Origin of the sequence: Muricomes intestini (assembly GCF_004346165.1) — a bacterium.
GTDB classification, from domain to species: Bacteria; Bacillota; Clostridia; order Lachnospirales; family Lachnospiraceae; genus Muricomes; species Muricomes intestini.
In genome coordinates, this window is the sequence record NZ_SLZZ01000005.1 from 83,478 (window position 1) to 109,175 (window position 25,698).

Annotated in this window: 23 protein-coding genes; all 23 read left to right on the top strand. The window is 39.3% G+C overall.

The features are described 5' to 3' along the window. Positions 1–2: 2 nt before the first annotated feature. The 23 genes from EDD59_RS05160 (at position 3) to EDD59_RS05270 (ending at position 25,697) form a co-directional block, all read left to right on the top strand. Positions 3–1,064: a hypothetical protein gene (locus EDD59_RS05160; RefSeq protein ID WP_132379591.1), complete on the top strand. Its 1,062-nt coding sequence runs from the start codon at positions 3–5 to the stop codon at positions 1,062–1,064. Between the two features lie 53 nt (positions 1,065–1,117). Beyond that, a complete protein-coding gene (gene cdaA, locus EDD59_RS05165; protein WP_132379593.1) occupies positions 1,118–1,990 on the top strand; it encodes a diadenylate cyclase CdaA in 873 nt (290 codons plus the stop codon). Continuing rightward, the gene (locus tag EDD59_RS05170; RefSeq protein ID WP_132379595.1) at positions 1,977–3,281 is read left to right on the top strand and encodes a CdaR family protein; all 1,305 of its coding nucleotides are present in this window, start codon (positions 1,977–1,979) and stop codon (positions 3,279–3,281) included. Before cdaA ends, EDD59_RS05170 begins: the two co-directional genes overlap by 14 nt. A gap of 17 nt (positions 3,282–3,298) precedes the next feature. After that, on the top strand, positions 3,299–3,574 hold the full coding sequence (locus EDD59_RS05175) for an HPr family phosphocarrier protein (protein WP_132379599.1): 276 nt from the start codon (positions 3,299–3,301) through the stop codon (positions 3,572–3,574). Positions 3,575–3,578: 4 nt separating this feature from the next. Beyond that, positions 3,579–4,499 (top strand): nucleotidyltransferase family protein, encoded by a 921-nt coding sequence (locus tag EDD59_RS05180; RefSeq protein ID WP_132379603.1) that lies wholly within the window; start codon positions 3,579–3,581, stop codon positions 4,497–4,499. Positions 4,500–4,950: 451 nt separating this feature from the next. Continuing rightward, on the top strand, positions 4,951–6,504 hold the full coding sequence (locus tag EDD59_RS05185; RefSeq protein WP_132379607.1) for an S-layer homology domain-containing protein: 1,554 nt from the start codon (positions 4,951–4,953) through the stop codon (positions 6,502–6,504). 141 nt (positions 6,505–6,645) lie between these two features. After that, positions 6,646–7,362, top strand: coding sequence for an IspD/TarI family cytidylyltransferase (locus EDD59_RS05190; protein WP_132379611.1), 717 nt, complete (start codon positions 6,646–6,648; stop codon positions 7,360–7,362). 18 nt (positions 7,363–7,380) lie between these two features. Then, the gene (locus EDD59_RS05195) at positions 7,381–8,232 is read left to right on the top strand and encodes a LicD family protein (protein ID WP_132379614.1); all 852 of its coding nucleotides are present in this window, start codon (positions 7,381–7,383) and stop codon (positions 8,230–8,232) included. 36 nt (positions 8,233–8,268) lie between these two features. Beyond that, positions 8,269–9,354, top strand: coding sequence for an NAD-dependent epimerase/dehydratase family protein (locus EDD59_RS05200; protein WP_132379618.1), 1,086 nt, complete (start codon positions 8,269–8,271; stop codon positions 9,352–9,354). A gap of 30 nt (positions 9,355–9,384) precedes the next feature. Next, a complete protein-coding gene (locus EDD59_RS05205; protein WP_132379621.1) occupies positions 9,385–10,407 on the top strand; it encodes a glycosyltransferase in 1,023 nt (340 codons plus the stop codon). Next, on the top strand, positions 10,404–11,624 hold the full coding sequence (locus EDD59_RS05210; protein ID WP_132379623.1) for a lipopolysaccharide biosynthesis protein: 1,221 nt from the start codon (positions 10,404–10,406) through the stop codon (positions 11,622–11,624). Before EDD59_RS05205 ends, EDD59_RS05210 begins: the two co-directional genes overlap by 4 nt. 165 nt (positions 11,625–11,789) lie before the next feature. Next, positions 11,790–13,751 (top strand): LTA synthase family protein, encoded by a 1,962-nt coding sequence (locus EDD59_RS05215; protein WP_165920868.1) that lies wholly within the window; start codon positions 11,790–11,792, stop codon positions 13,749–13,751. Positions 13,752–14,218: 467 nt separating this feature from the next. Then, the gene (locus EDD59_RS05220; RefSeq protein WP_132379627.1) at positions 14,219–15,355 is read left to right on the top strand and encodes a glycosyltransferase family 4 protein; all 1,137 of its coding nucleotides are present in this window, start codon (positions 14,219–14,221) and stop codon (positions 15,353–15,355) included. 1 nt (position 15,356) lies between these two features. Further along, the gene (locus tag EDD59_RS05225; RefSeq protein WP_132379629.1) at positions 15,357–16,049 is read left to right on the top strand and encodes a glycosyltransferase family 2 protein; all 693 of its coding nucleotides are present in this window, start codon (positions 15,357–15,359) and stop codon (positions 16,047–16,049) included. 6 nt (positions 16,050–16,055) lie between these two features. Further along, positions 16,056–16,409, top strand: a complete 354-nt coding sequence (locus EDD59_RS05230) for a DUF2304 domain-containing protein (RefSeq protein ID WP_132379631.1) — start codon at positions 16,056–16,058, stop codon at positions 16,407–16,409. A 1-nt stretch (position 16,410) separates the two neighbouring features. After that, positions 16,411–18,357 (top strand): hypothetical protein, encoded by a 1,947-nt coding sequence (locus EDD59_RS05235; protein ID WP_132379633.1) that lies wholly within the window; start codon positions 16,411–16,413, stop codon positions 18,355–18,357. Between the two features lie 68 nt (positions 18,358–18,425). Next, on the top strand, positions 18,426–19,502 hold the full coding sequence (gene rfbB / locus EDD59_RS05240; protein ID WP_132379635.1) for a dTDP-glucose 4,6-dehydratase: 1,077 nt from the start codon (positions 18,426–18,428) through the stop codon (positions 19,500–19,502). A gap of 100 nt (positions 19,503–19,602) precedes the next feature. Then, positions 19,603–20,487, top strand: a complete 885-nt coding sequence (gene rfbA / locus EDD59_RS05245; protein ID WP_132379637.1) for a glucose-1-phosphate thymidylyltransferase RfbA — start codon at positions 19,603–19,605, stop codon at positions 20,485–20,487. Positions 20,488–20,506: 19 nt separating this feature from the next. Further along, positions 20,507–21,064: a dTDP-4-dehydrorhamnose 3,5-epimerase gene (gene rfbC, locus EDD59_RS05250; protein WP_132379639.1), complete on the top strand. Its 558-nt coding sequence runs from the start codon at positions 20,507–20,509 to the stop codon at positions 21,062–21,064. Positions 21,065–21,083: 19 nt separating this feature from the next. Then, positions 21,084–21,860: an ABC transporter permease gene (locus EDD59_RS05255; protein ID WP_132379641.1), complete on the top strand. Its 777-nt coding sequence runs from the start codon at positions 21,084–21,086 to the stop codon at positions 21,858–21,860. A gap of 10 nt (positions 21,861–21,870) precedes the next feature. After that, positions 21,871–22,605, top strand: coding sequence for an ABC transporter ATP-binding protein (locus EDD59_RS05260; protein WP_132379643.1), 735 nt, complete (start codon positions 21,871–21,873; stop codon positions 22,603–22,605). A 15-nt stretch (positions 22,606–22,620) separates the two neighbouring features. Further along, positions 22,621–23,220: a hypothetical protein gene (locus tag EDD59_RS05265; protein WP_132379645.1), complete on the top strand. Its 600-nt coding sequence runs from the start codon at positions 22,621–22,623 to the stop codon at positions 23,218–23,220. Positions 23,221–23,225: 5 nt separating this feature from the next. Next, positions 23,226–25,697, top strand: a complete 2,472-nt coding sequence (locus EDD59_RS05270; RefSeq protein WP_330571905.1) for a glycosyltransferase family 2 protein — start codon at positions 23,226–23,228, stop codon at positions 25,695–25,697. The last annotated feature ends 1 nt before the right edge of the window (position 25,698 follow it).

Here is a 25,698-nt window from a genome sequence, read left to right on the forward strand (position 1 = left end):
ATATGAGTACATTACTTGTCTGGAAAGAACAACTTCAGAAAATTTATGCGAGGTTTTCTATTTATATTGTGAAAGCATTGCAATTTATTCTGGGACTGTGTGTTTTTGGCCTTATTAATTCCAACATAGGATTTATGAAGGCAGCTTCATCCATATTGTGTACATTGGGTCTTTCAGCCGTATGCGCGTTCCTGCCGCCAATCGTAATGGCGGTGGCGGCAACAATTCTGATACTACTGCATTTCTATGCATTGTCTGCACCGATAGCACTGGTATCTCTGGCTATTTTTCTCATTATGTATATCTTCTATTTCCGGTTTACCCCCAGGAAGGCGTGGCTCATTCTTCTGACTCCGGTGGCATTTGCATTTAAAGTGCCTTTCGTAATCCCGGTTGCATTTGGGCTTTTGGGAACACCGGTCTATGTGGTGCCGGCGGCATTTGGAACGATTGTTTATTATGTACTGCACTATGTGAAGTCATCTGCCTCCGCGCTGAAGGGCGGCGGCACGAGTGGGATGGCAGAGAGCCTTATGGCTTTCGCAAAGCAGTCTCTGACGAACAGGGAAATGTGGATTATGGTTCTGGCGGTTACGGTCAGTCTCCTGCTTGTATATGCAGTCCGCACCAGATCCGTGAATCATGCATGGAAAATCGGATCTGCGGCGGGAAGTATTGCCGCCATTGTGATTGGAGCAGTTGGAAATGTAACACTGAATGTTCACCTTTCCTACGGAGCCTTGGTATTTGGCGGTCTGTTTGCTTTTGCTGCAGGATTGGTTCTGGAATTTCTCTTTTTCTCCGTAAACTATTCCAGCACGGAGCGTATGCGTTTTGAAGATGATGAATATTATTATTATGTGAAGGCCGTTCCTAAGATTGTAGTTTCTGCACCCGAGGTCAGTGTGAAGCATATTAATGCCAGCCAGCCCAAAGGGGCTCCTGCCATGCCTAAAGCAAGAGGCAGGGAAGAAAATGTCGATCACGCAGAAGCAGCGGATGACATTTTGCTGACCAGAAGTCTCACAAAGGAACTTGGATTGGGAAAGCTGGATGATAAATAACATTACACAGTTCAGTTATGTAATTGCGTATATCGAAACAGGAGGCGGCACAGATGGGCCATTGGATAAAAAGTTTTTTTGACAACTATATAAGTGGTATGTACTTTCCGGATGTCCGCCTGACCGATATCATAGAAATCCTCATTATAGCGGCAATTGTATACCGCGTTATGCTTTGGATAAAAAATACAAAGGCCTGGATGCTTTTAAAGGGGATGATTGTTCTCGCAGCGTTTATAGCGGCAGCAGCTCTATTGCGGATGCATACGATATTGTTCCTTGCCAGAGAATCTATACCCGCATTGGCAACGGCGGCCGTAGTCATTTTCCAGCCTGAATTGCGGAGGGCTTTGGAAAAGTTGGGAGAAAAGAACCTCCTGAACAATATCAATCCATTTGACCGAAGCAGAGATAATCACAGATTTTCTGATGGCACACTGGAATCATTGGTAAAAGCATCATTTGATATGGGAAGTGTGTGCACGGGGGCACTTATTGTTGTGGAGCAGGCTACCCAGCTTACGGAATATGAAGTGACAGGGATTGAGCTGGACTGTAAAGTCTCATCTCAAATCCTGCTGAATATATTTGAGCACAATACTCCTCTTCATGACGGAGCAGTTATTGTGCGCGGGGACAGAATCGTATCTGCCACATGCTATCTTCCTCTGTCAGACAATATGCAGATTAGTAAAGAACTTGGGACCAGACACCGGGCTGCACTTGGGATGAGCGAAGTCAGTGATGCGCTGACTATTGTTGTGTCAGAGGAGACCGGTCAGGTTTCAGTAGCCATGGGCGGACAACTGGTGAGAGGGATTACTCCAGAATATCTTTCTACAAGGCTGAGCCAGATCCAGTTTAGAGCTTCGGAGCTTAAGAAGTTTAACATATGGAAAGGACGGCATGGACATGAAGAAGTATAAATTTACGAACAACCTGGGCTTGAAGATAATGGCTATTGTTTTTGCTGCTGTCCTGTGGCTGATAGTTGTGAATGTAGATGACCCGGTCGAAACGCGTCCTTTCCGCAATGTACCAGTGGATGAGGTGAATAAAGAGGTTATAACGAACAAGGGAAGAACATATAAGAAATTGGATGATACACAGACGGTTACTGTCTTGGTGAAAGCAAAGCGCTCTGTATTAACTAAACTGAAAGCTGAGAATATAGTCGCAACTGCCGATATGAGTGAGATGCAGTTTGAATCGCTGGTGCCTATAACAGCAACCATTCCGGGATATGAGGGGAGTTACTACTCCGCAGAGGCATCCCCCTCAAACTTAAGGGTCAAGGTGGAGGAACAGACGAAAAATGTGTTCCCGCTGACTGTAAGTGCTTCGGGGACTCCAAGAGATGGGTATGTTGTGGGAGATATGACAACGAACCCGGTAAAAATCACAGTGCGCGGTGCGGAATCCCTGGTCAACAGTATAGACAAAGCAGTTGCTAAGGTAGACGTCTCCGGCGTATCAAAAACCACGGCGAAGAAAGCTGATCTGGTGTACTATGACAAGAATGGGAATGTTTTGGATAAAACACAGCTGGAGGATAACCTGGGAGATGAAGGGATTACGGTAAATATCGAAGTACTCAACACGAAAAACGTGGCATTGAACTTCAGTACCTCAGGTACTCCAGAGCAAGGATATCTCGTCAGTGGAATCACCTGTGAGCCTGATACCATTCAGGTATGCGGGACACCGGAAGAATTGGAGGGCTTTGATCAACTGGACATTCCGGCATCGGAAGTTGATGTAACCGGTGCAACAGAAAAATTGGAAAAGACAGTAGATATACTCCCCTATCTGCCGGAGGAAATTCAGCTTGTAGATGAGACTGCCAATAATATTGTTGTAACAGTGTCCATAGAAGCGGAGGGAACCCGGACTATTGAACTCTCGGTGTATGCTATCCGGGTGGATAACCTGCAGAATAAGTTGAAGATTTCTTTTGACTCAGATACAGATATTGAGCTTCAGTTCAGGGGTGTTCAGGAAGCTCTGAACAATTTGGATATAAGGAATGCAGTTTCCATAGATTTGGAAAAATATACAAAGGCGGGAAACTATGAGGTACCGGTGGATATAGAAACCGCAGCCAACATTACTCTGGCGGAACAGCCTAAAGTAAAAATAACTCTGACTAATAAGGATGCGGATAAGAGTCAGGATAAGAAAGAAGATCAGGACACGGCAGCAGAAGATAAATCATAGGAGGAGACATTTTAGGTATGGTTAGTGAGAAGGTTACAATTAAGAACCCTACAGGCCTGCACTTAAGGCCTGCAGGATTGTTCTGTAAGACGGCTATGCAGTATGAAAGCAAAGTTACAATAGAGAAAAAATCAAAAACAGAGGACATAACTGCAAATGCAAAAAGTGTTCTGAGCGTTCTCGGAGCCTGCATCAAAAGTGGAGATATAATCACAATTGTATGCGAGGGTGAGGATGAGGAAGCAGCTCTCAGTGAGATGATACGCATTGTAGAAGATGGTCTGGGGGAGTAAACAAATGAGTAAAGCAACATTAGTAATTATGGCAGCGGGAATTGGCAGCAGGTTCGGAGGCGGTATCAAGCAGCTGGAGCCTGTAGGGCCAAATGGTGAAATTATCATGGATTATTCCATCTATGATGCTATGGGGGCAGGATTTGATAAGGTAGTATTTGTCATCAGAAAGGATTTGGAGAAGGACTTTAAAGAGGTAATTGGAAACCGCATTGAAAAAATTGTAGATGTGGACTATGCCTATCAGGAAATTGACGACATACCCGGGACATACAAAGAAAGATTCCGGGACAGGACAAAGCCCTGGGGAACAGGGCAGGCAATATTGTGTTGCAAAGATGTGGTGGATGCACCGTTCCTAGTCATCAATGCGGATGATTACTACGGAAAGCAGGCTTTTAAAGAAGGCTATGAATATCTGACCAGAGAACCGCGGGAAAATAAAATGGAAATCTGTATGATCAGCTTTGTGCTGAAGAACACACTAAGCGATAACGGAGCAGTGACCCGCGGAGTCTGCCGGGTAGATGCAGCAGGGATGCTGGCACAGATAGTAGAGACTCATAACATAGAAAAGGTAAATGGAAAGGCTGTTGTACAAAAGGAAGTCAGTGCACAGGAAATAGATGTAGAATCACCGGTTTCCATGAATATGTGGGGACTCAGGCCCGGCTTCTTCCAGATATTGGAAAATAGGTTCCGGGAATTTTTATCTGGGGTAGACAAGACTGATTTGAAGGCTGAATACCTGCTTCCGACAATCATTGGGGAACTGCTGGAAGAGGACAAGCTGTCAGTCAGAGTATTAAGATCGAAAGACAAATGGTTTGGAGTAACTTACAAGGAGGATAAAGATGCCGTAGTCTCGGCGGTAAGAAAACTGATTGATGAGGGCGTGTATCCGGCGAAGTTATTTGAGCGCTAAAGAAGATGAGAAGCATATGTATCTGAGAAATGGGATGCATATGCTTCTTATTTTTTTGAGAAAATGAGGGTGCGAAAAAAGTATTGAGTAAAAAAATATTTTGAGAATAAAAGTTTTTATATTCAGGAATATGAATGTTTATATATGTTACAGAAATGTTAAATCACATATAGATAACAAACAAATAAATGGAAAATTACGGATATACTGGGAAAAACTTGACAAAGATAATATTATATAATAAATTATAAATGAATCTCATACAGCTTCAGGATGCTGATTTCTTTTTTGTGTATAAGAAATAGGGGGGACATAAGAGTATGATTTCAACATTAAGGAAACTGATTTATGAGCGTAAATATCCGAAAAAATTATTTGGGAGAGTATGATTTTCGGCAAAAATGAAAAGCAATGTTGATTTGCAGAAAGGACTAAAGATAAGGGTGAGTATATGAAAAAAAGGTGGTTGGCTGTTGGGGTGAGTGTTTGCCTGATTTTAGGGATGATTTCTACACAGGACGTAAAGGTTTCTGCGGTAGATGAGACAAGGACGGACTCGCAACAAGAGACAATAGTAGAGGAATCTGCTGGGGATACAGATAATGAAGTATCAGAAACAACAGAAATAGAAAATGAAGATGCCGAAAGCGGAGAGGACGAAAATGCAGAATCTGTAAGTGATGCTACGAAAAGCCAGGATACAACGGATACAGAGTCACAAAACGGATTGTTAAAAAACAGTTGGAGTTATCAAGATGGGGAACTGATCACAAATCCAAAATTTCGCTCAAGATCGGTGCCAAATGCAAATGCGTGGCGGAAAATCAACGGAGTTTATGTCAATAGTGTCGGTGAACCGATTAAAGGTGCCACAAAAAAGGGTATTGACGTTAGTTTTTACCAGGGAAAAATTGACTGGGCCAAGGTGAAGTCCGATGGAATTGATTTTGCAATCATTCAATGTGGTTATGGCGATAATGATTCGAGCCAGGATGATCCCCAGTGGAAATATAATGTATCTGAATGTGAGCGGCTTGGCATTCCCTATGGTGTTTATCTGTATTCCTATGCGACAACGACAACGCAGGCAAAAAGTGAAGCAGCACATGTGCTGAGACTGCTCAATGGTCATAATCCTTCTTATCCGGTTTATTTAGACATGGAAGAGGATAGAATCAAGTCTCTAAATCCAGCAACAAAGGGGCAGCTGGCGAAGACTTTCTGTGATACAGTATCGGCAGCAGGATACAAGGTGGGTATTTATGCGAATCTGGACTGGTGGGATAACGAGCTCACAGATTCAGTATTTAATAACAGCTCCTGGTCAAAATGGGTAGCGCAGTATAATACAACCTGCAAGTATAGCGGAACTTATGATCTTTGGCAGTGTACAAGTGAAGGCAGTGTAGCGGGAATAAATGGAGAAGTGGATTTAAATTTTTTGATGGGCAGTATGCTTCCCTTTGCTGATGTAAGAGCAACGGACTGGTATTATGATGCGGTTTTGTATGTGTATAATAATGGGATTATGACAGGATTGAATTCAACGAAGTTTGGACCGGCTACGAAAGTGAGCCGTGCGCATTTTGTAACAATGCTGTATCGTATGTCGGGCTCTCCAGCCACAGCTTACTCTAGGGTTTTTCCAGATGTGGCGGCAAATCAGTTTTATACAAGTGCAGCACTGTGGGCTTCAGCGGCGGGAATAACAACAGGATATGACAATGGATATTTTGGACCGGCAGATAATATAACCCGTGAACAGATGATGAGCATGTTATACAGATATGCAATCTATAAAGGATATGATGTTTCAGCCCGGGGAAACCTCAACCGATTTAGAGATGGTGGGCAGGTTAGTCCATTTGCTCTGACAGCAGCTCAGTGGTGTGTGGGAGCAGGAATTATTACCGGGAATGAGAATGGAACGCTGGCACCTCAGGCCTACGCAGACCGTGCAGCCGGCGCTACGACTGTGATGCGCTATAAAACAACTATAAAATAGACAATATACAGATACGAATCTAACGGAGATTAAAAAAATTCAACGGAGATTAAAAAAATTCAGCGGTTGCTAGACTGTGCAAATAGTGTTATACTTTATGAACGTGAAAGATACGTTTCAAAGCATGAAGGAGAAAACCTGATGAATTATGCAGTAATATTTGCTGGGGGAACCGGTACGAGGATGAACACGAAAACCCGGCCAAAGCAGTTTCTCACATTGCATGGGAAGGAAATTATAATATATACACTTGAGCACTTTGAAAATCATCCGGGGATAGAGGGGATTTCGGTTGTATGCATTGCAGAATGGATAGATTATCTGAAAAAGCTATTGGAGAAATATCATATACAGAAGGTAAAGTGGATATCACCGGGGGGCGGTACAGGTCAGGAGTCTATTTTTAACGGACTTAATGCTATGCGGGGTGATATTGATAAGGACTCTATTGTTCTAATTCATGACGGTGTCCGTCCTCTGATTGATGAAAAACTTATTACCGACAATATCAAAATGGTGCAAGAGAAGGGTTGTGCTGTTACGGTTGTTCCTGCGATAGAGACCGTGATGCTGGTAGATGATAAAGGAGAGATTGTTGAGAGTGTTGACCGGAATAAATGCCGGGTGGTGCGGGCTCCCCAGAGCTTTATCTATCAGGAGCTGATGAACGCACATGACAGGGCAAGAGAAAAAGGCATCATTAACATGATTGATTCTGCCACTATGATGTCGGAAGCCGGGCATACATTATATCCTGTAGTTGGGAGACCCGACAATATAAAGATAACGACTCCTTCTGATTTTTATACCTTCCGGGCAATTGTGGAGGCAGAGGAAAACTCACAGATTTTTGGTTAAAGATGAAAGTTGGAAATTATGGAAGAGTTTTATGACAAAGAAACACTGGAAAAGGTACAAAAAACACAGGCGGACATCCTTAAGGATGTCCTTGCTTTGTGTGATAGGCACAAAATAGATATTTTTATTATTTTTGGAAGCGCCCTGGGTGTTGTGCGCCATCAGGGTTTTATTCCCTGGGATGATGATATTGATATTGGTATATTCAGAGAAGACTTGCCCCGCTTTAAAAGAGCAGCTGAGGAAGACCTGGGGAACAGGTATGAGTTTCTCACCTGTGAAACAAATAAAAATTATGCGTGCACAGTAACACATTTTCAGAAAAAAGGAACAAAGTTTATTTCGAGAGATGTGAAAGATTGTAAATATACGCCGGGAATTAATATTGATATTTTTGTATATGACCATCTTGCAGATGGCTGTATAGCAAGAAAATACCAATATTTTATGACGTGGTTTCTGGGCCGCTTGCTATATCTCAGCGGAAAAGGGACTCCGTTTATACCTTATACAGGTGTGAAGAAAAAAGCAGCAGAGTTGATTTGTAATCTGGTACGATGGGGGCTTAGAGTCCTGCATATCACTCCGATAAAGGTATATCGGAGATTTCAAAAGGTTTCACAGAGGTACAATCTCAGACGGACAGAATATTATGCCGCTTTTGAAACGCCTAAGCCATGGGCCAACGCTATGAGAAAGAGTGATGCATATCCGCTGCAGGATATGCCTTTTATGGATTTTACAGTAAAGATACCTAAAAATACTGATCAGCTGTTGACTACGATTTTTGGAGACTACATGCAGCTACCTCCAAAAGATAAGCGTATCAATCACAGACCATATTTGATTGATTTTGGGGACGAACGGTAATCAGATTATAATCCTATTATGACGAGGAGCAATAGTATGACAGAAAGAACAACTTTGGATAAAAAATCTCCCAAAAAGTCCAAGCAGCAGGAGGACATAGAACTCATTGCCGGCGATAACAGTCTTGACTTTGAAATGTATCGTAATACTACTGTATTTGTTACGGGAGCAACCGGATTAATCGGTTCGTCAATTATAAAAAGCCTTTTATACAGTAATCAGAAAAATAGCTTGGGTATGCATCTGATTGCAGCTGTGAGAAGCACAAATAAAGCTGAAAGAATATATGGAAAGTTGCTGGAGAGATCTGACTTAGAGCTATACATCGGTGACGTGACAGAACCAATGGTTTACAAGGGAAGTATAGAATATATTTTTCATACTGCCAGTGTTACTGCGTCCAAGACTATGGTGGAACACCCGGTTGGCACTATAGAAACAGCTTATCAGGGAACTCACAATGTGCTGGAGCTTGCCAGAGAAAAACAGGCCAGGGGGCTGGTATATGTGTCTTCCATGGAGGTATATGGAAGACCGGATTCAGAATTTGAATATGTAACGGAAAAGGATCTGGGATATATAGATATCAGCAGCGTGAGAAGCAGTTATTCAGAAGGGAAACGGATTTGTGAATGCCTGTGCTCGGGGTATGTCTCAGAATACAATGTACCAGTGAAAATTGCCAGACTGGCTCAGACCTTTGGCGCAGGGATTCTGCCAAATGATAACCGGGTATATGTACAGTTTGCCAAAAGCGCAATTTATGGTGAAGATATTGTGCTACACACGGAGGGAACCTCAGAAGGAAACTACTGTTACATAAGAGATGTTGTAAAAGCACTGCTTCTTTTGGGGTATAAGGGTGAAAAAGGTGAAGCGTATAATATTGTAAATGAAAGTACCCATATGCAGATACGGGAGATGGCCAAATTAGTAGCAGAAAAAATTAGTGGGGGAAAGATCCAAGTCAGATTTGAGATACCAGAATCTACTCAGGCATTTGGTTATGCACCGATAGTAAAAATGAAACTAAGCAGCGCCAAAATGAGAGGCCTGGGCTGGGAACCTGAAGTGGATTTGCAGCAGATGTACGAGCGGATGATCTGCGATATGATGCGGTAGACTGTTTGAAATGTTTGGATAGGAGACAGTATGGATTCGATAAAAATGAGTATAATAGTTCCCGTATATAATGCGGGCATTTATTTTGAAGAGTGTATCTGCAGCATTTTAAGTCAGACGTATACAAATTATGAGCTTATTTTAGTTGATGATGGGTCCGATGATGGTTCAAGAGAAAAATGCTTTTCTTATGCTGAAAAGAATAATAGAGTTAAGGTATTTCTCCAAAATCGTAAAGGCGTATCAGCTGCTAGAAATAAAGGGATAAGTAATGCTGTGGGTGATTATCTAATGTTTATGGATAATGATGATTTTTATAAGAGCAATAACGTATTTTCCAATATAGTTAACTGTTTATCTCAAACCCAACCAGATGTAATTATGTTTAGAAGAACTGATTTTTGGGAAAATGGGGAAAATGTAGAAACAACTACCTCAATAGATAGAAGTATAATAAATACTTCTTCAAAAGCTAAAGCCTTAAAATACTGTATTAAAACAGATATTTTAACCCGTGCAGTATGGACAAAGGCAATAAAACGGCAATTAGTAATTGACCACAATATTTTTTTCCCAGAGGGTAAACGCAATGAGGACACCTATTTTACAGGTGAACTTATACGATACGCTAGTACTTTTGATTGGTGCGATTTGGCTACATATATGTACAGAAAAGGCACGGGGAAATCACAGTCTGATCAAAAGGTGTCTTATCAGATAGCAAAAGATTTAAAGGATGTATGTGTTGATTTTATAGAGACCGTTAAGAAATCGAATGATTCAGAAGAGCTAAAAGAAGTATATTATTCATATATTGCCTATCCCTATGCTGTTCTAATGATGTTTACCGGAGGGATAAAAGATAGTAGGATCAAGAAGGATATTCAAGATATAAAAAAATATGCTTTTGTGTTGAATTATGATACGAACCCTTATATGAAAAAAATTAAAAAATTTTATAAATTATTAGGGTTTTCATTTACTATTAAAGCTTTAAATCTATACAATTTTATAAGGCACTGTAATTACTTATTTAGGAGAAATCATTCATGAAGAAAAAGATGTTTATCTGGAATATGTTTGGAAGCTTATGTAATGCTTTTTCTTCCATGCTGCTTTTGATTGTTGTTAACAGAGCGACGACCCCTTATAATGGCGGTATATTTTCATTAGGGTTTGCTACTGCACAGATGATGACAACATTAGGAACGCTGGAAGTTAGGAACTATCAAGCTACAGATGTTAAAGAAGAATTTAGCTTTAATGATTATTATTCTTTTAGAATAAGTACATGTGCATTTATGCTTTTTTGCAGCATTTGTTACGTATTTGCCAATGGCTATACTGCGGAAAAGATGATAATTACCATTTTATTATGCTTATATAAAATGGTAGAAGCTTTTTCAGATGTATTTGAAGGATTATATCAACAGAAAAACAGAATTGACTTGTCAGGAAAGGCAGCGGTTTACAGAATTGTTATAGCCACCTCCATTTTTGTAGTAGTAATTGTGTTGACGAAAAACCTTGTACTTTCCACGTTAATAATGTTCATTTCAGCGCTGACAGTTGCAGCTGTTTATAATAAATATACCACAGAAAAAAATTGGTTTAAATTTAAAATGACATTTGAACCTTCTAAATGGAAAGGTCTGGGAATTCAGTGTATACCTTTGGCAATAGGGGCTTTTCTTGCACTTTATGTGGGAAATGCTCCTAAATATGCCGTGGATGCCTATTTGGGACCGGAGACACAAAACGTTTTTTCTATTATATTTATGCCAGCTTTTGTAATAAATCTTTTTAGCTTGTTTGTTTTCAGGCCTATGCTGACAAGCATGGCTATCAGCTGGAATGAAAAAAAGATTTATTCTTTTTTGAAAATCTTAGGTAAGGCACTGGTTTGGGCGTTAGTTGTATTGGCATTAGGTCTGGGTGCGGCATATTTATTAGGAATACCAATCTTATCGGTTATATATGGCATTGACTTAACGCCATATAAACTCCATTTAATGCTTATTATGCTGGGAGGCGGGGCAAATGCTATTGTCACGATTCTACGTTTCACCCTGACGGTTGTCAGGAAACAATTAATGTCTATGTGGGGATATGTTATTGCATTTGTAGTTACAATTATTTTTTGTCCAATGTTGGTTAAAAAATATTCTTTAATGGGGGCGTGCTATTCCTATATTGTTTCTATGACTATAATGGGACTTGTTTTTTTAATCATTTTGGCTACGACAATCATGAGAGTACGCAAAGACTAAACACTTTGATATTTTCAAATTATTAAAAGCTCTTTAGTTTTCAAGATAGCTATGAAACGAAAAGGGTGGAAAAAATGTCGAAAAAGTGTTAATATAGCCATATTAAAAGATAAATAAATATATTGAAGGCAGGATAAAATGGTGATGGGATACTTGGGCAAATGCGTGGATAAGATAAAGGATTTGTATAAAAAATATATAGTTTTGGATAAGAAATGGGGAGTTGTTTCCGGGTGCCTGTTTCTTTTATTTTTGATATTTTGGAAATCCCTTCCAAGGAACTTTCCTACATTTAAGGGAGATACAATGATTATGTTCCTTCTGGATTGTTTTTTATGTGTGACATTATTTGCAAGAGTAAGGCTTTCAGAACACTATGACAGAGTGTTCTGCTGGCTGCTACTTATAATTGCCCCGGCGCTGTGTCTTATAAATACGGAGGAGGCAGTGGGAAACCAAATCCGAAAAATGACCTTTTTAATGGTAGTGCTGAATTATGCTCTTTATTTAATGGCTTTTCTTGTTCTGTATCTCCTGACAAACCGAGTACAGATTGCGGTTTGTCTTGGAATGAGTGTCTTTACAATTTATGCTCTGACAAACAGTTTTATTACAGAATTCAGGGGGAATGGAATCCGCACGGCAGATATTTACGCATGGAAGACCGCGTTCAATGTGTCGGGAAGATATTCTCTTGTTTTTACACATCAGAGAGGGTATATTATTCTAGTTGCGTTTGCGGTAATACTTTTAGGGCTACGATGTGATTACCGGCAAAAAAATGTAAAAAGGAGAATCCAGACTGCGGCTGTAACTCTATGTTATCTGGTTCTCATGTATAGCATCTTCTGGGATAATGAATTCATGACAGAAAATGCAGTGAAACCCTATCTGTGGGAGTTAACTGAGAGCGCTAAAAATCACGGAGGAGTTCTTGAGTTTGCGGCAGGAATTCCGGGCTTGAAGGTGGAAAAGCCGATATCATATTCTTCTGCAAAAGCGCAGGAACTGAAACAAGAGGGGGCCAGTGAGGACAGTAGACTGAATGTTCATACGAAATTAAATGGGAAGAAACCGGATATTATAGTGATTATGAATGAAAGCTTTTCGGATTTGAGGCAGGTAGGCAATTTTGATACAGATACGGAATATCTGGATTACTTTAACAGCCTGCAGGATAATGTGATTCGGGGTTACACCAGTGTACCTGTATTTGGAGGGTTAACTGCAAACACAGAATTTGAATTTATGACAGGATTTTCTAATGCATTCTTTCCTGCGGGGATTATGCCTTATCAAAATTATGTGAAAGATAATACCCCAAGTCTTCGGGAGCAACTTTTTTCACAGGGATACTATAGTATCTTTATGCATCCGATGAACTCAAATGGCTGGAATAGGAAAAATGTCTATCAGGCTTTGAAATTTGACGAGGCATATTATATTGAAGACTGGGAAAATCCGGAGATGCTGCGTGGCGCGGTGTCCGACAGCGGTGATTATAAAGATGTGATTTCCAGATATGAAAAAGCAAAAAAAGAGAATGATAATGTATTTCTCTTCAATGTTACAATGCAGAATCATGGGGGCTATGTTGATGGGTCATATGAGAGTACTGTGCATATCACAGATTTAGAGGGGAATTATCCTTTGACAGAGCAGTACCTGAGTTTAATACGGGAATCAGACAATGCTTTTAAAGAGCTGGTAACTTACTTTTCCCAAAAAGAAAATCCGGTACTTATCTGTATGTTCGGAGATCACCAGCCTTCTGTCGAAGATGAATTCTTCAATGAAATTCAACAGGCTTCTGAAGATTCGGATATTGTAAAATTGGCAAAGAAATATCAGACCCCCTATATTCTTTACTCGAATTATGAGATGGAGGGACAACAAATTGATAATCTGAGTGTGAATTATTTGCAGGTGCTGCTCATGGAAGCGGCAGGACTTCCACTTAATGATTATCAGAAGTATCTGGAAAATTTGTATAAGATTTATCCTGTGATCAACGTGAACGGGGTTATGGACAGAGAGGGGAAATGGCACAGTTGGGATGAAGCACAGAATTTCAAGGAAATTCAGGATTATTCTATTGTGCAGTACAAGGAATTGTTTGACAGATAGAAAAGGACAGAAAGAGGTTCGAAGGACAGATTTTTGAAAAGAGAAGAAAACAGCCCGATTACCTGGTGCTTATTGCTGCAGCATTCATATTAAATTATATCGTAGGTATTTAGAAAGTTTGCGTTTAATATATTCGCCGCTTGGGGGACTTATAGGATGTCTGTGTATTGGACTTATATTGAGACTTGTGAACGCAGAATGGCTGAATCGTTTTCTGAGTGCTGCCGGAAAATATTTGTTTGAGATATATCTGATACATATTTTCATGAAGAATGTGTACTTACATTATGTTCTTGATACTATAACTGTTTCCAGATTCAGAGGCGTTGTTGGCTGGTGCATAATTATGAGTATAAGTGCAGTACTTGGTGTATTGGTTCATAAAGATTTGGGTAAGTTAAAGTCGATGAAACACTCTGGCACATGTGAAAGATTATTTTCGAACATCTAAAGGAAAGGGAAACTTCATGGGAAGAATTTATTGCTTTTTTACAGCGAACTACCCACCCAAGCTGGGTGGGGTGGAGATATATACACAGTGTTTGGCAAAGGCGCTGGTAAGAAGAGGAAATGAAGTTACTATTGTGACGCTGAATGATAAAAAGGTATCTGAAATTCAGTGGGATAATGGAATTCGAATCATTAAGATCCCGGGAATAGATGCTTTTGCTGGAAGACTTCCCTTAATTCGATTTAATAAAGCTTTTAGGAAATTTTGCGGGAATTTTAAAAGTGAGACGTTTGACTTAGTGATTGTCCAGACAAGATATTATCCGATATCCGTCTATGGTGCCAGATATGCTAAAATGAAAAACATTTCCTGTATTGTACTGGATCATTCTACAGCTCATGTCAATGTTGGAGGAAGTGTTATCAACAAGATGTTTGCAGTCTATGAGCATGTTATGACAGAAATTTTAAAATCTTTGGACTGCAGGTTTTTTGGTGTTTCTCAGGCCTGCAACAGATGGCTGGAGCATTTTCATATTGTTCCTCAAGGTGTTTTATATAATTCAATTGAACGGGAAGTGGCACAGGAAATGCAGGCTCATGATATATTAAAAAAATATGCTATTCCTGAGGACGTGAAGATTATCTTATATGCAGGCAGGCTGTTAAGGGAAAAGGGAATTGAAAAATTGGTAGAAGCTGTTAGTGGGCTGAGAGAAAAGCATCCGGAATTATGCCTGGTGGTTGCGGGGGATGGAGAACTGTATAAAGAGCTTTCTGAAAAGAATGTGGGAAATTGTATATGGCTAGGCAGGGTAAAGCATAATGAGGTACTGGAATTGATGAAAAGGTCGCTGATTTTTTGTCTCCCGTCTGATTACGCGGAAGGTTTTCCCACTTCTGTGCTTGAAGCTGCAGTTTGCAGATGCTATACCATTACTACAACTGCAGGGGGATCAAAGGAATTGCTCACCGGTATGGACTATGGGATGGTTCTGGAACAAAACCAAGGTGCTGAAGTATTAAAGAATGCTATAGAATATGTGTTGGATAATCCTGAATTATGCAGAAGAGCAGTAGAGAATAATTATAACAGAGTACTAAAATACTTCACATGGGATACCAGAGCGAAGGAAATGGAGGAAATATTATAATATGCAAAGCGACTTACTAATCGTGATACCTGCGTATAACGAAGAGGAAAATATAGAAAGCGTAGTGACATACATCCGGGATAATTATGGGCAGTATGATTATATTGTTGTTAATGATGGTTCAAGAGACCGGACTGCGGAGATATGCAGAAGCAAAGGTTATGAACTTCTGGATCTTCCGACTAATTTGGGGCTTGCGGGGGCTTTTCAGGCAGGCTTAAAATATGCCTACATTAAAGAATATTCTTATGCTATTCAGTTTGATGCGGATGGACAGCACAGACCGGAATTTATCCAAGCCATGCTGGACAGAATAAAAGAAGGTTATGATATAGTCATTGGTTCTCGTTTTTTAAATCACAGAAAAAGTAAATCTCTGAGAATGATAGGAAGTAAAATGCTGACAGCGGCTATTAGAATAACTACGGGAGTAAGGGTTTCAGACCCTACATCTGGGATGCGGATGTTTTCTCAATCTATGATTAAGGAATTTGCTCAGAATCTGAACTATGGACCGGAACCAGATACTGTTTCGTATCTCCTAAAGAATGGAGCGAAGGTTTCTGAAGTACAGGTCAAAATGGAAAAAAGACAATTTGGAGAAAGCTACCTGAACCTGACTGGTTCTGCGAAATATATGATAAAAATGCTGATTTCTATATTTTTGGTACAAAATTTCAGGAAAAGAGGATAAAAAAGCATGTCAGTTTTAATAAGGGTTTTGCTAATTATCAGTGCCGTTTTAATGCTTGTCTTTATGTTAAAAAAAATCCGGCAGGCAAAACTAAAAATTGAATATATGATATTTTGGATAGTCTTTTCGGTAATTCTTGTTATTATGGGAATTTTTCCGGGTGTACTTTATGTGATTTCTGACCTTATAGGATTTCAATCACCTATTAATATGGTATACTTGGTGATTATTTTTGTCTTGATTGTTAAGATGTTTTTTATGACTTTACAGATATCACAGTTGGAGCATAGGGTGGAAGCTCTAGTGCAACAGATTGCAATAGATAGGAAGATTGATAAAGAGAAAAAAAAGGTAGACTAGAATGAGAAATTATGTATTATGTGGCGTATTCTGGACAATATTCACATTGCTTTTACATATGTTGGGCAGAGTGGCTACAAAAGGGAAAAAAAGTGAGTCATATGGACTGATGACCGGATATCTGGTGTATAGTATCCTGATAGCTGTGGGGGGGATGGCTATACAGTTTGCAAATCTGCCGTGGGTAATTTTTGCCGGTTATACTGCTGTTATATGGATGGTACTTATAGCATACATTTTGTACAGACAAAAGAAGGAGCCTATAAGTTTCTTTCAAACTAGTATCAAACAGTATATAAAGAATAATTGGGTTATTTATACTGTTTTGGCGGTATTTGTGGGGATGCTGTTTTTTTATTACCGAGGTTTCTGGATAGGAAATCATTTGGATGATGGCTACTATATCACCAAAGTGGCAACACTCCCCTTTACACACAGCAGCTATAGTGCAAATTATTCTGTGGGGGTGGTGAATGCCGGAATGGACAGCTATATTTTTAATACATGGGAACTGGAAGCTTCGGTGTATATAAAATTGTTGGGTGTGAGACCGACACTGTTTTTGCGCCTGTTTCAGTCTGCATTTTATTATTTTTTGTTTTTGAATATAGTGAAAGCTTTTGCAGAAAACATTCTAAAGAAAATAAAAATTAATATAGCAGACTGTATAGTTCAGTATACGGTTATCATTACTCTGCTGTTTGGCATATATTATGTATTTACAACAAAAGCACATTTACTTGTATTGAGAGATACTTTTCACTTTAACACGGGAATGTTTTTAGGTGGTACTCTGGTTAAAATGCTGGGCATTGTTTTTTTGTTGTTTTATTATACAGATACTCCAAAACTGACATGGGAAATGGTGACAGTTGTTATGGCGACTAGTTTGATTTTAATTTCTAAATCTACAATTGCGTTACCTATCATTTTGATTACAGTTTGCTCATACTTAATAACTTGCCTGTTTTTTAATTACGAGAAAGGGGGAAAGATACTTTCTTTATTGTTTGTAACGGCTTATTTTTTAGCGGCAATAATAATACCTGGCTCATCAGACACACAGACGGCACTATATTCTGATGTAATAAATTCACTGCATTCTCCTGTAATTATAGGGGGAATTATTATTTTCCTGTGTAGCTTTTTTTTGAAAGAAAAGGTAATTAACCGAATAAATTGTATTATGATTCTGAGCGCAATGCTTATGCTGGTTCCTCAGGTGAATGATATTGCTGAAGAACTTTCGGTTTATACCTTTGTTTTATTAAGGGCCTGGACAACCTGGGTTTACACATTCATTATATTAAATTCAATCTATCTATGTTCTATAATAACTAAGCTGGGGGCTAAAGAGAGAGTGTTGAAGGCATGTTACGCGTGCCTTGGTGCTGTTTTAATTGTAATGACAGCATATGGATTTAATAAAACAGGAAATGCCATAACTGCGGATGAAGATGTAGAGGAGACAGATGTCAAGGGCTGTCTCAGAGTAATCAGAAATAATATATATTTCGCCCCGGACTCCACTATAGTATTAGGAGATAGCTTAGAACAACTGACGAAAGAGATTGATGAGCAATTATACGTTGTAACTCCGGAGTGGGTTGAAGATAATCAGGCCCCACATGCTCTGGCAGTTATACTGAGAACCTTTGCCCCCGATATCGTTTCGGTATCTGCTTCAGGACGCTTTCCCGTCAATAATGGTTCACCGTTGGAATTCTATAATCAGGATGCATATGCCAAATTTGTGGCGGAGCCTAATGAGAAAAATAGTGCAGCTTTCGAGAAAGAATTGGACAAAGCAGAGGTAAACTGTGTTGTGACACAGAATACAAATTGTTCAGAATGGCTGAGAAATATGGGATATGAATTGTATTCAGTAACCAAAGATAACTTCTATTATATCTGGTATCGTCCATCAGTGGATAACAAAGATATATAGATCCTTTATTCTTGCTATTTTGTTTATGCGATGCTATACTAGGCTAAGATTATTTAGTGGAGGTAAATATGAGAACGTATTTAGTAACCGGCGGAGCCGGGTTCATAGGATCAAATTATATTCATTATATGTTTAAAAAATATAATAATGAAATTCGTATCATCAATGTAGACAAGCTGACGTATGCAGGCAATCTGGAAAATCTCAAAGACGTTGAAAACAGAGACAATTATACTTTTATAAAAGCCGATATCTGTGATGCAGATGCCATCAACCGGATTTTTGACGAAAATGAGATTGACAGGGTTGTGCACTTTGCGGCAGAGAGTCATGTTGACAGAAGCATCAAGAATCCGGATATATTTGTAAAGACTAATGTGCTGGGTACACTTGTAATGCTGAACGCGGCGAAGGCAGCATGGGAACTGGAAGACGGATCCTTCAAGGCAGACAAGAAGTTTTTACATGTCTCTACGGATGAGGTGTACGGTTCGTTGGAAAAGGAAGATGAGTTTTTCTATGAGACGACTCCATATGATCCCCACAGTCCGTATTCTGCAAGTAAAGCTTCCTCCGATATGCTGGTGAAGTCCTATATGGACACTTATAAATTCCCGGCAAATATTACAAACTGCAGCAACAATTACGGCCCGTATCAGTTTCCAGAGAAACTGATTCCCCTGATTATCAACAACGCACTGCAGGGTAAGAGTCTTCCAGTTTACGGAGACGGAAAGAATGTACGTGACTGGCTGTATGTAGAAGATCATGCCAAAGGCATTGATATGGTACAGGAAAAGGGACGGCTTTTCGAAACTTACAATATCGGCGGGCACAATGAGAAGCAGAATATTGAGATTATTCATATTATCCTGGATACACTGCAGGAGATGCTGCCTGAGGATGATCCAAGGAAAGACCTTGTTTCCGAGAAACTGATTACCTACGTGGAAGATCGTAAAGGGCATGACAGGCGCTATGCCATTGCACCGGATAAGATTAAAGAAGAGATAGGATGGTATCCTGAGACAATGTTTAAAGAGGGAATCAGACTTACAATAAAATGGTTCTTTGAGCATGAAGAGTGGATGAAGAATGTGACTAGCGGTGACTATCAGAAGTACTACGAAGAGATGTATAAGTAATAAAATTCAGACAGGCAGTATCGAGAGATACTGCTGGTTTACGTTATGCGAAGGGCAGTGTGAGAATTTAAGCTGCCATGCAAAAGATGGAGGTAAAAGAATGAAAGGCATTATTTTAGCAGGCGGTTCAGGGACAAGATTGTATCCATTGACACAGGTGACAAGTAAGCAATTGCTTCCTATTTATGATAAACCTATGATTTATTATCCTTTAAGTATTTTAATGGAAGCAGGAATCCGTGAGATTCTGATAATCTCCACCCCGGAAGACACCCCGCGCTTCGAAGAGCTCTTAAAGGATGGCAGTCAATTCGGAATTCATCTGCAGTATAAAGTGCAGCCATCGCCGGACGGTCTTGCACAGGCATTTTTATTAGGAGAAGAGTTTATTGACGGAGACAGCTGCGCCATGATTCTGGGAGACAACATTTTCCAGGGGCATGGGCTACGCAAGAGACTTAAGGCGGCGGCAGCAAAAGAAGAAGGAGCTACTGTATTTGGGTATTATGTGGATGACCCGGAACGTTTTGGTGTTGTAGAATTTGATGCGGAAGGAAAAGCAGTGTCTCTTGAGGAAAAACCTGAGGAGCCAAAGTCTAATTATGCGGTAACCGGACTATACTTTTATGACAGTCATGTTGTGGAATATGCCAAGCAGATTAAACCAAGTTCCAGAGGTGAACTGGAAATTACAGACTTGAATAGAATTTACCTGGAAAACGGAAAGTTGGATGTGACTCTGCTTGGTCAGGGCTTTACCTGGCTTGACACTGGTACACATGAATCTTTGGTAGATGCCACAACCTTTGTGAAAACTGTAGAGACGCACCAGAACCGGAAGATTGCATGCCTGGAGGAAATTGCTTTTAACAATGGCTGGATTGATAAGGAAAAGCTTGAATGTGCCTGCAAACTATATCAGAAGAATCAGTACGGAAGCTATCTTAAGGATGTTCTGGACGGAAAGTATATTGACCAGCAATAACAGAAAGAAGGATTTAGCAATGAGTAAGATCACAGTAGAAACCTGCGAAATAGAGGGACTGAAGGTTATTACACCCTCTGTATTTGGGGATGAGCGCGGGTATTTTATGGAAACCTATAATCAAAATGACTTTAAAGAAGCTGGAATTGACATGGATTTTGTCCAGGATAATCAGTCCAGTTCCAAAAAAGGTGTGCTAAGAGGCCTGCATTTTCAAATCAACTATCCTCAGGATAAACTGGTCCGTGTTGTGAGCGGAGAAGTATTTGATGTGGCTGTTGATTTGAGAGAAGGATCGAAAACTTATGGAAAGTGGTATGGTGTGAGACTTTCTGCAGAAAATAGAAAGCAGTTCTTTATACCAAAAAACTTTGCACACGGATTTATTGTCCTCTCTGAAAATGCTGAATTTGCATATAAATGTGCGGATTTTTACCATCCAAATGATGAGGGCGGAATTGCCTGGAACGATCCGGATATCGGTGTAGAATGGCCAATGCCGGAGGGTATGACAGCAAAAGATTTGATTATTTCTGAGAAAGATCAGAAATGGCCAGGAATCAAAGCGCTGAAATAGAAAGCCTCGGAGGGATATTGTGTCGAAATATATAAATAATTTTTTGAAATTTCAGCCTTTATTATCAGAATTAGTTGCCCGGGATATTAAAATTAAGTACAGGCGTTCTGTTCTGGGAGTTTTATGGACATTATTAAATCCATTGTTTATGATGATTATCCTGTCCATTGTATTTTCTAATATATTTAAATTTGAGGTGGAAAATTTCCCATTGTATGTATTGAGTGGACAGGTTATTTTTAATTTTTTTAATGATGCAACAACTAATTCCATGACATCTATTATCAGCAGCGCATCATTAATTAAAAAAGTATATGTGCCCAAATATTTATTTGTCTTATCCAGAGTTGTATCAAGTTTTATTAATTTAATGGCGGCGTTTACTGCTCTTTTGCTTGTCATGATGGCGACTCGTATAGAGCTTCACTGGACGGCATTTCTGGCATTTATTCCACTCTTTATGGTAGTGGGCTTCTCACTGGGGGTAGGATTAATTCTGGCAGCATTGACGGTGAAATTCAGGGACATAATGCATTTATATTCTGTGTTCACTACAGGCCTTATGTATCTGACTCCTATTATTTACCCCATGAATATTTTGCCGGAGAGGATTAAACAGGTTGTAATGCTGAATCCTCTTACCAATTATTTGATTATGTTTAGAAATTTGATGCTGGATAATACATTGCCGTCTTGGTCTTCTATATTAGTTGGGATTGCAGAAATGGTAATTGTACTGATATTAGGAGTTTACGTATTTTATAAGAAGCAGGATGAATTTATTTTAAATATATAGGAGACGTGACATGGACAGTGATACAATTGTAAAGGTTGAACATGTATCTATGAAATTTAATCTGTCTTCTGAAAAGTTTGACAGTTTCAAGGAATATGTGATAAAGAGTGTTAAAAGACAGGTCAGCTTTGACGAGTTTTGGGCACTTAAGGATGTTTCCTTCGAGGTAAAAAGAAGTGAATCTCTGGGATTGATTGGCTTGAATGGAAGTGGGAAAAGCACAATGCTTAAAGTCATAGCAGGAGTGTTGAAACCCACAAAGGGCAAATTGACTGTGAATGGAGATATAGCTCCGCTGATTGAATTGGGCGCAGGATTTGATATGGATTTGACTGCCAGAGAAAATGTTTTCTTAAACGGGGCGCTTCTGGGATATAATCGTGCACAGATGGAGGAACAATATGAAAATATTGTAGAGTTTTCAGAACTGTCAGAATTTATGAATATTCCGGTCAAGAACTTTTCATCAGGAATGGTCTCCAGGCTGGCTTTTGCCATTGCAACCATAGGAACCCCCGACATTTTGATCGTGGATGAGGTGCTGTCAGTAGGCGATTTTCGGTTTCAGGAAAAATGTGAAGCTCGCATTCAGAGAATGAGAGACAATGGGACTACAATATTATTTGTATCACATAGCTTGGAACAGGTGGAGAGTATCTGTGACAGAATTGTATGGCTTGAAAAGGGACATTTGAAAATGTTTGGCGACGCAGAAGAGATATGTAAGATATATGCAGAATCTTGAGTGAGGATCTTGAAAATGAAAAAAAAGATAAAATCAATAGCAATAGCTTTGATAGTAATTGCACTGGCTTTTTTATATGCACGTATAGATAAAAACACTTATCTATACGATAGAAATGCCGAACTGGAAAGTTATGTCCAGACAGGAGTTTTGCAGAAGGGAGAAACAATCTCACAAACATTTTTCTGTAGGGAGGAGGCTCTGGATGGCATTAACTTGAAGTCCACAATTGTCGGAAGTGTAGACAATGTGCTTTTAGAATATGCGATTATAGACAATGAAACAGGTGAAATCACAAAAGAGACTGCCAAGGGGACAGAAATAAAGAATAACAAATTTAATGAATACACATTTCCGAGAATCAACGGTGCTAAGGATAAAAGCTACACTCTTACACTATCAGAAACTGGTACAGATTTAAGTAATGGGGTTAGCTTTTATATTGATTCAACAAAAGCCAAAGAGAGTTTAAGCGTAAAAGGGAATGAAACACAAGGTTCTCTGGTTGTCAGATTGATCAGCCATAGATTTGATCTTGAAACTTTTATTGTTTTATTAGGGTTTATAGCGTTTGTGGTTGTGTTTATAAAAGTATTATACGGGTTATTTGAGTAGGAGATATGATGAAAAACAGATTTGTGGTAACAGTATGCAGGCTTCATGTAAAAGATAAAAATAAATTATTGATTATGGGCTGGTTCTGGGAAAATCAGATGAGTGATAACCGTTTAACAGTCCTTCTGGATAAGAAAGAGCTTTCGTTTGTTGTGGAAGAAAAAGATTTGGTTATTGGGGAGCAGAAGGAAAGAGATGGAATGCTCATAACAAAACAATACTATCTGTGGGTTAATTTGCCCTCAAATTGGAAGGAAAGTAAAAAATTATATGTTATAAATACTCGGAAAGATAAGAATGATACATGCTGCATGGTGACAACCGAAAAATTGCAGCACGCTGGACAGAAGATGCCTAAACATATTGATGCGGGTACACTGACTGATAATGGCTTCAGTGTATCTGGCTGGTATATTGACTATGAGAATGTAAAAATGACATTTTGGGATGCAAATGGTAAGAACTACCCGATGTATATTAAGATCAAAAAGCGTCTTGATGTTGCGCGTGCATACCCGGAAGTTCAAGAATCGGAGATTGTGGGATTTGTAGCGACATATAAAGGTGAAGTTCCTAAAAAAGTAAGAGTACATCTGGAATCGGACACCAAAAAGAATGATTATGTATTGACCTTGAAGATGTCTGCATTACGAAGAAAAAGCATCAAACTGAAAAGGGGATATAATAAAGTAAAAAGTTACTATCATCAGTTTGGGGCAGTGTCAACAGTTAAGAAGATTTACGGTAAGGCTACCAAACGCGATACGATAAGTTATCAATCATGGTATAAGATGCAGCGGCCATCGCGGAGTGTTTTATCCGCCCAAAGTAAACAGGTATTTCCATATATGCCAAAGATTTCAATTGTTGTACCCCTATATAAGACTCCTGAAAAATACTTGACGGCAATGATTGCATCTATAAGGGGACAGAGCTATTTAAACTGGGAATTATGTCTGTCTGATGGAAGTGGAACAAATTCTCCTATTAAGGATGTGCTTCAGAAGTATGAAAATGAAGATAAAAGGATTCGGGTAGTTTATAACGAAAAACCATTGAAGATTTCAGATAATACAAATGAAGCATTAAAGATTTCAACAGGAGAGTTTATTGCGTTTACGGATCACGATGATATGCTTGCCCCCAATGCATTATTTGAGTGTATATACGAATTAAATAGAAATAAAGATATTGATATTATATACACTGATGAAGATAAAATAGATATGAGCGGAAAAGAACATTTTATGCCCCATTTTAAAACAGATTTTAACATTGATATGTTGCGCAGCACGAACTATATTTGTCATCTGTTTGTTGTGAAACGAGATATTTATGAAAAGGTAGGAATGTTAAATCATGAGTTTGACGGGGCACAGGATTATGATTTTGTCCTACGTTGCATCGAAAAAACAGGGAATATTAAACATATTCCGAAAATACTATACCACTGGCGTGCACATAAGGATTCAACGGCAGAAAATCCCGAAAGTAAAATGTATGCGTTTGAGGCAGGCGTGAGAGCTGTCCAGGCACATTATGACAGATTGAGGATCCAGGCAAAGGTAAGTTCCACTGCGCTTAACGGGATATATCGTACAAAGTACATTCTAACGGAACAGCCTTTGGTATCAATTGTTATTCCCAATAAAGATCACATAGAGGATTTGGATAAGTGTATCAAATCTTTACAAAATAAAAACGAATACACAAACCTGGAATACATTATTGTCGAGAATAATAGTAAAGAAGAAAGGACTTTCGATTTCTATAAGGAATTGGAAAAAAATAATCCCAAGGCCCGTGTCATTTTTTGGGAAGGAAAAGGATTTAATTACCCCGCAATCAATAATTTTGGCAAAAAACAGGCAAAAGGAAATTACATTCTATTTCTAAATAATGATACTGAGATTTTGAATAAAGATTGTATTGAAGAAATGCTTGGATTCTGTATGCGCAGTGATGTCGGAGCAGTTGGGGCCAGACTCTTTTATGAGGACGAAACGATTCAGCATGCGGGTGTCATTGTCGGACTTGGGGGCGTTGCAGGGCATGCGTTTGTGGGAGCAGGTCCTGGTGACCCGGGATATTTTGGCCGGATTGTAATGGCACAGGATTATAGCGCCGTAACTGCTGCGTGTATGATGATTAAACGAGAAGTTTTTGAAGAAGTGGGTGGGTTTGATGAGGAATACGCTGTTGCCTTTAATGATGTTGATTTATGTATGAAGATCCGCAAAGCCGGGTATTTGATTGTTTATAATCCGTATGCAAAGCTAAAACATTATGAATCAAAGTCAAGAGGATATGAGGACAGCGATGAGAAGGTTGAGAGATTTCATTCCGAGGTAAGACTGTTTTCAAGTAGGTGGAAGGAATTCCTGATAAAAGGCGATCCTTATTATAACCCTAATCTGACACTGGACAAGAATGATTTTAGCCTGAATGTAAATATGGATAAAATAGGAGGTCAATAGT

Coding starts and splice junctions, on each gene's coding strand:
- EDD59_RS05160 (WP_132379591.1), top strand. CDS start 3: ATGAGTACATTACTTGTCTGGAAAGAACAACTTCAGAAAATTTATGCG.
- cdaA (WP_132379593.1), top strand. CDS start 1,118: ATGGGCCATTGGATAAAAAGTTTTTTTGACAACTATATAAGTGGTATG.
- EDD59_RS05170 (WP_132379595.1), top strand. CDS start 1,977: ATGAAGAAGTATAAATTTACGAACAACCTGGGCTTGAAGATAATGGCT.
- EDD59_RS05175 (WP_132379599.1), top strand. CDS start 3,299: ATGGTTAGTGAGAAGGTTACAATTAAGAACCCTACAGGCCTGCACTTA.
- EDD59_RS05180 (WP_132379603.1), top strand. CDS start 3,579: ATGAGTAAAGCAACATTAGTAATTATGGCAGCGGGAATTGGCAGCAGG.
- EDD59_RS05185 (WP_132379607.1), top strand. CDS start 4,951: ATGAAAAAAAGGTGGTTGGCTGTTGGGGTGAGTGTTTGCCTGATTTTA.
- EDD59_RS05190 (WP_132379611.1), top strand. CDS start 6,646: ATGAATTATGCAGTAATATTTGCTGGGGGAACCGGTACGAGGATGAAC.
- EDD59_RS05195 (WP_132379614.1), top strand. CDS start 7,381: ATGGAAGAGTTTTATGACAAAGAAACACTGGAAAAGGTACAAAAAACA.
- EDD59_RS05200 (WP_132379618.1), top strand. CDS start 8,269: ATGACAGAAAGAACAACTTTGGATAAAAAATCTCCCAAAAAGTCCAAG.
- EDD59_RS05205 (WP_132379621.1), top strand. CDS start 9,385: ATGGATTCGATAAAAATGAGTATAATAGTTCCCGTATATAATGCGGGC.
- EDD59_RS05210 (WP_132379623.1), top strand. CDS start 10,404: ATGAAGAAAAAGATGTTTATCTGGAATATGTTTGGAAGCTTATGTAAT.
- EDD59_RS05220 (WP_132379627.1), top strand. CDS start 14,219: ATGGGAAGAATTTATTGCTTTTTTACAGCGAACTACCCACCCAAGCTG.
- EDD59_RS05225 (WP_132379629.1), top strand. CDS start 15,357: ATGCAAAGCGACTTACTAATCGTGATACCTGCGTATAACGAAGAGGAA.
- EDD59_RS05230 (WP_132379631.1), top strand. CDS start 16,056: ATGTCAGTTTTAATAAGGGTTTTGCTAATTATCAGTGCCGTTTTAATG.
- EDD59_RS05235 (WP_132379633.1), top strand. CDS start 16,411: ATGAGAAATTATGTATTATGTGGCGTATTCTGGACAATATTCACATTG.
- rfbB (WP_132379635.1), top strand. CDS start 18,426: ATGAGAACGTATTTAGTAACCGGCGGAGCCGGGTTCATAGGATCAAAT.
- rfbA (WP_132379637.1), top strand. CDS start 19,603: ATGAAAGGCATTATTTTAGCAGGCGGTTCAGGGACAAGATTGTATCCA.
- rfbC (WP_132379639.1), top strand. CDS start 20,507: ATGAGTAAGATCACAGTAGAAACCTGCGAAATAGAGGGACTGAAGGTT.
- EDD59_RS05260 (WP_132379643.1), top strand. CDS start 21,871: ATGGACAGTGATACAATTGTAAAGGTTGAACATGTATCTATGAAATTT.
- EDD59_RS05265 (WP_132379645.1), top strand. CDS start 22,621: ATGAAAAAAAAGATAAAATCAATAGCAATAGCTTTGATAGTAATTGCA.
- EDD59_RS05270 (WP_330571905.1), top strand. CDS start 23,226: ATGATGAAAAACAGATTTGTGGTAACAGTATGCAGGCTTCATGTAAAA.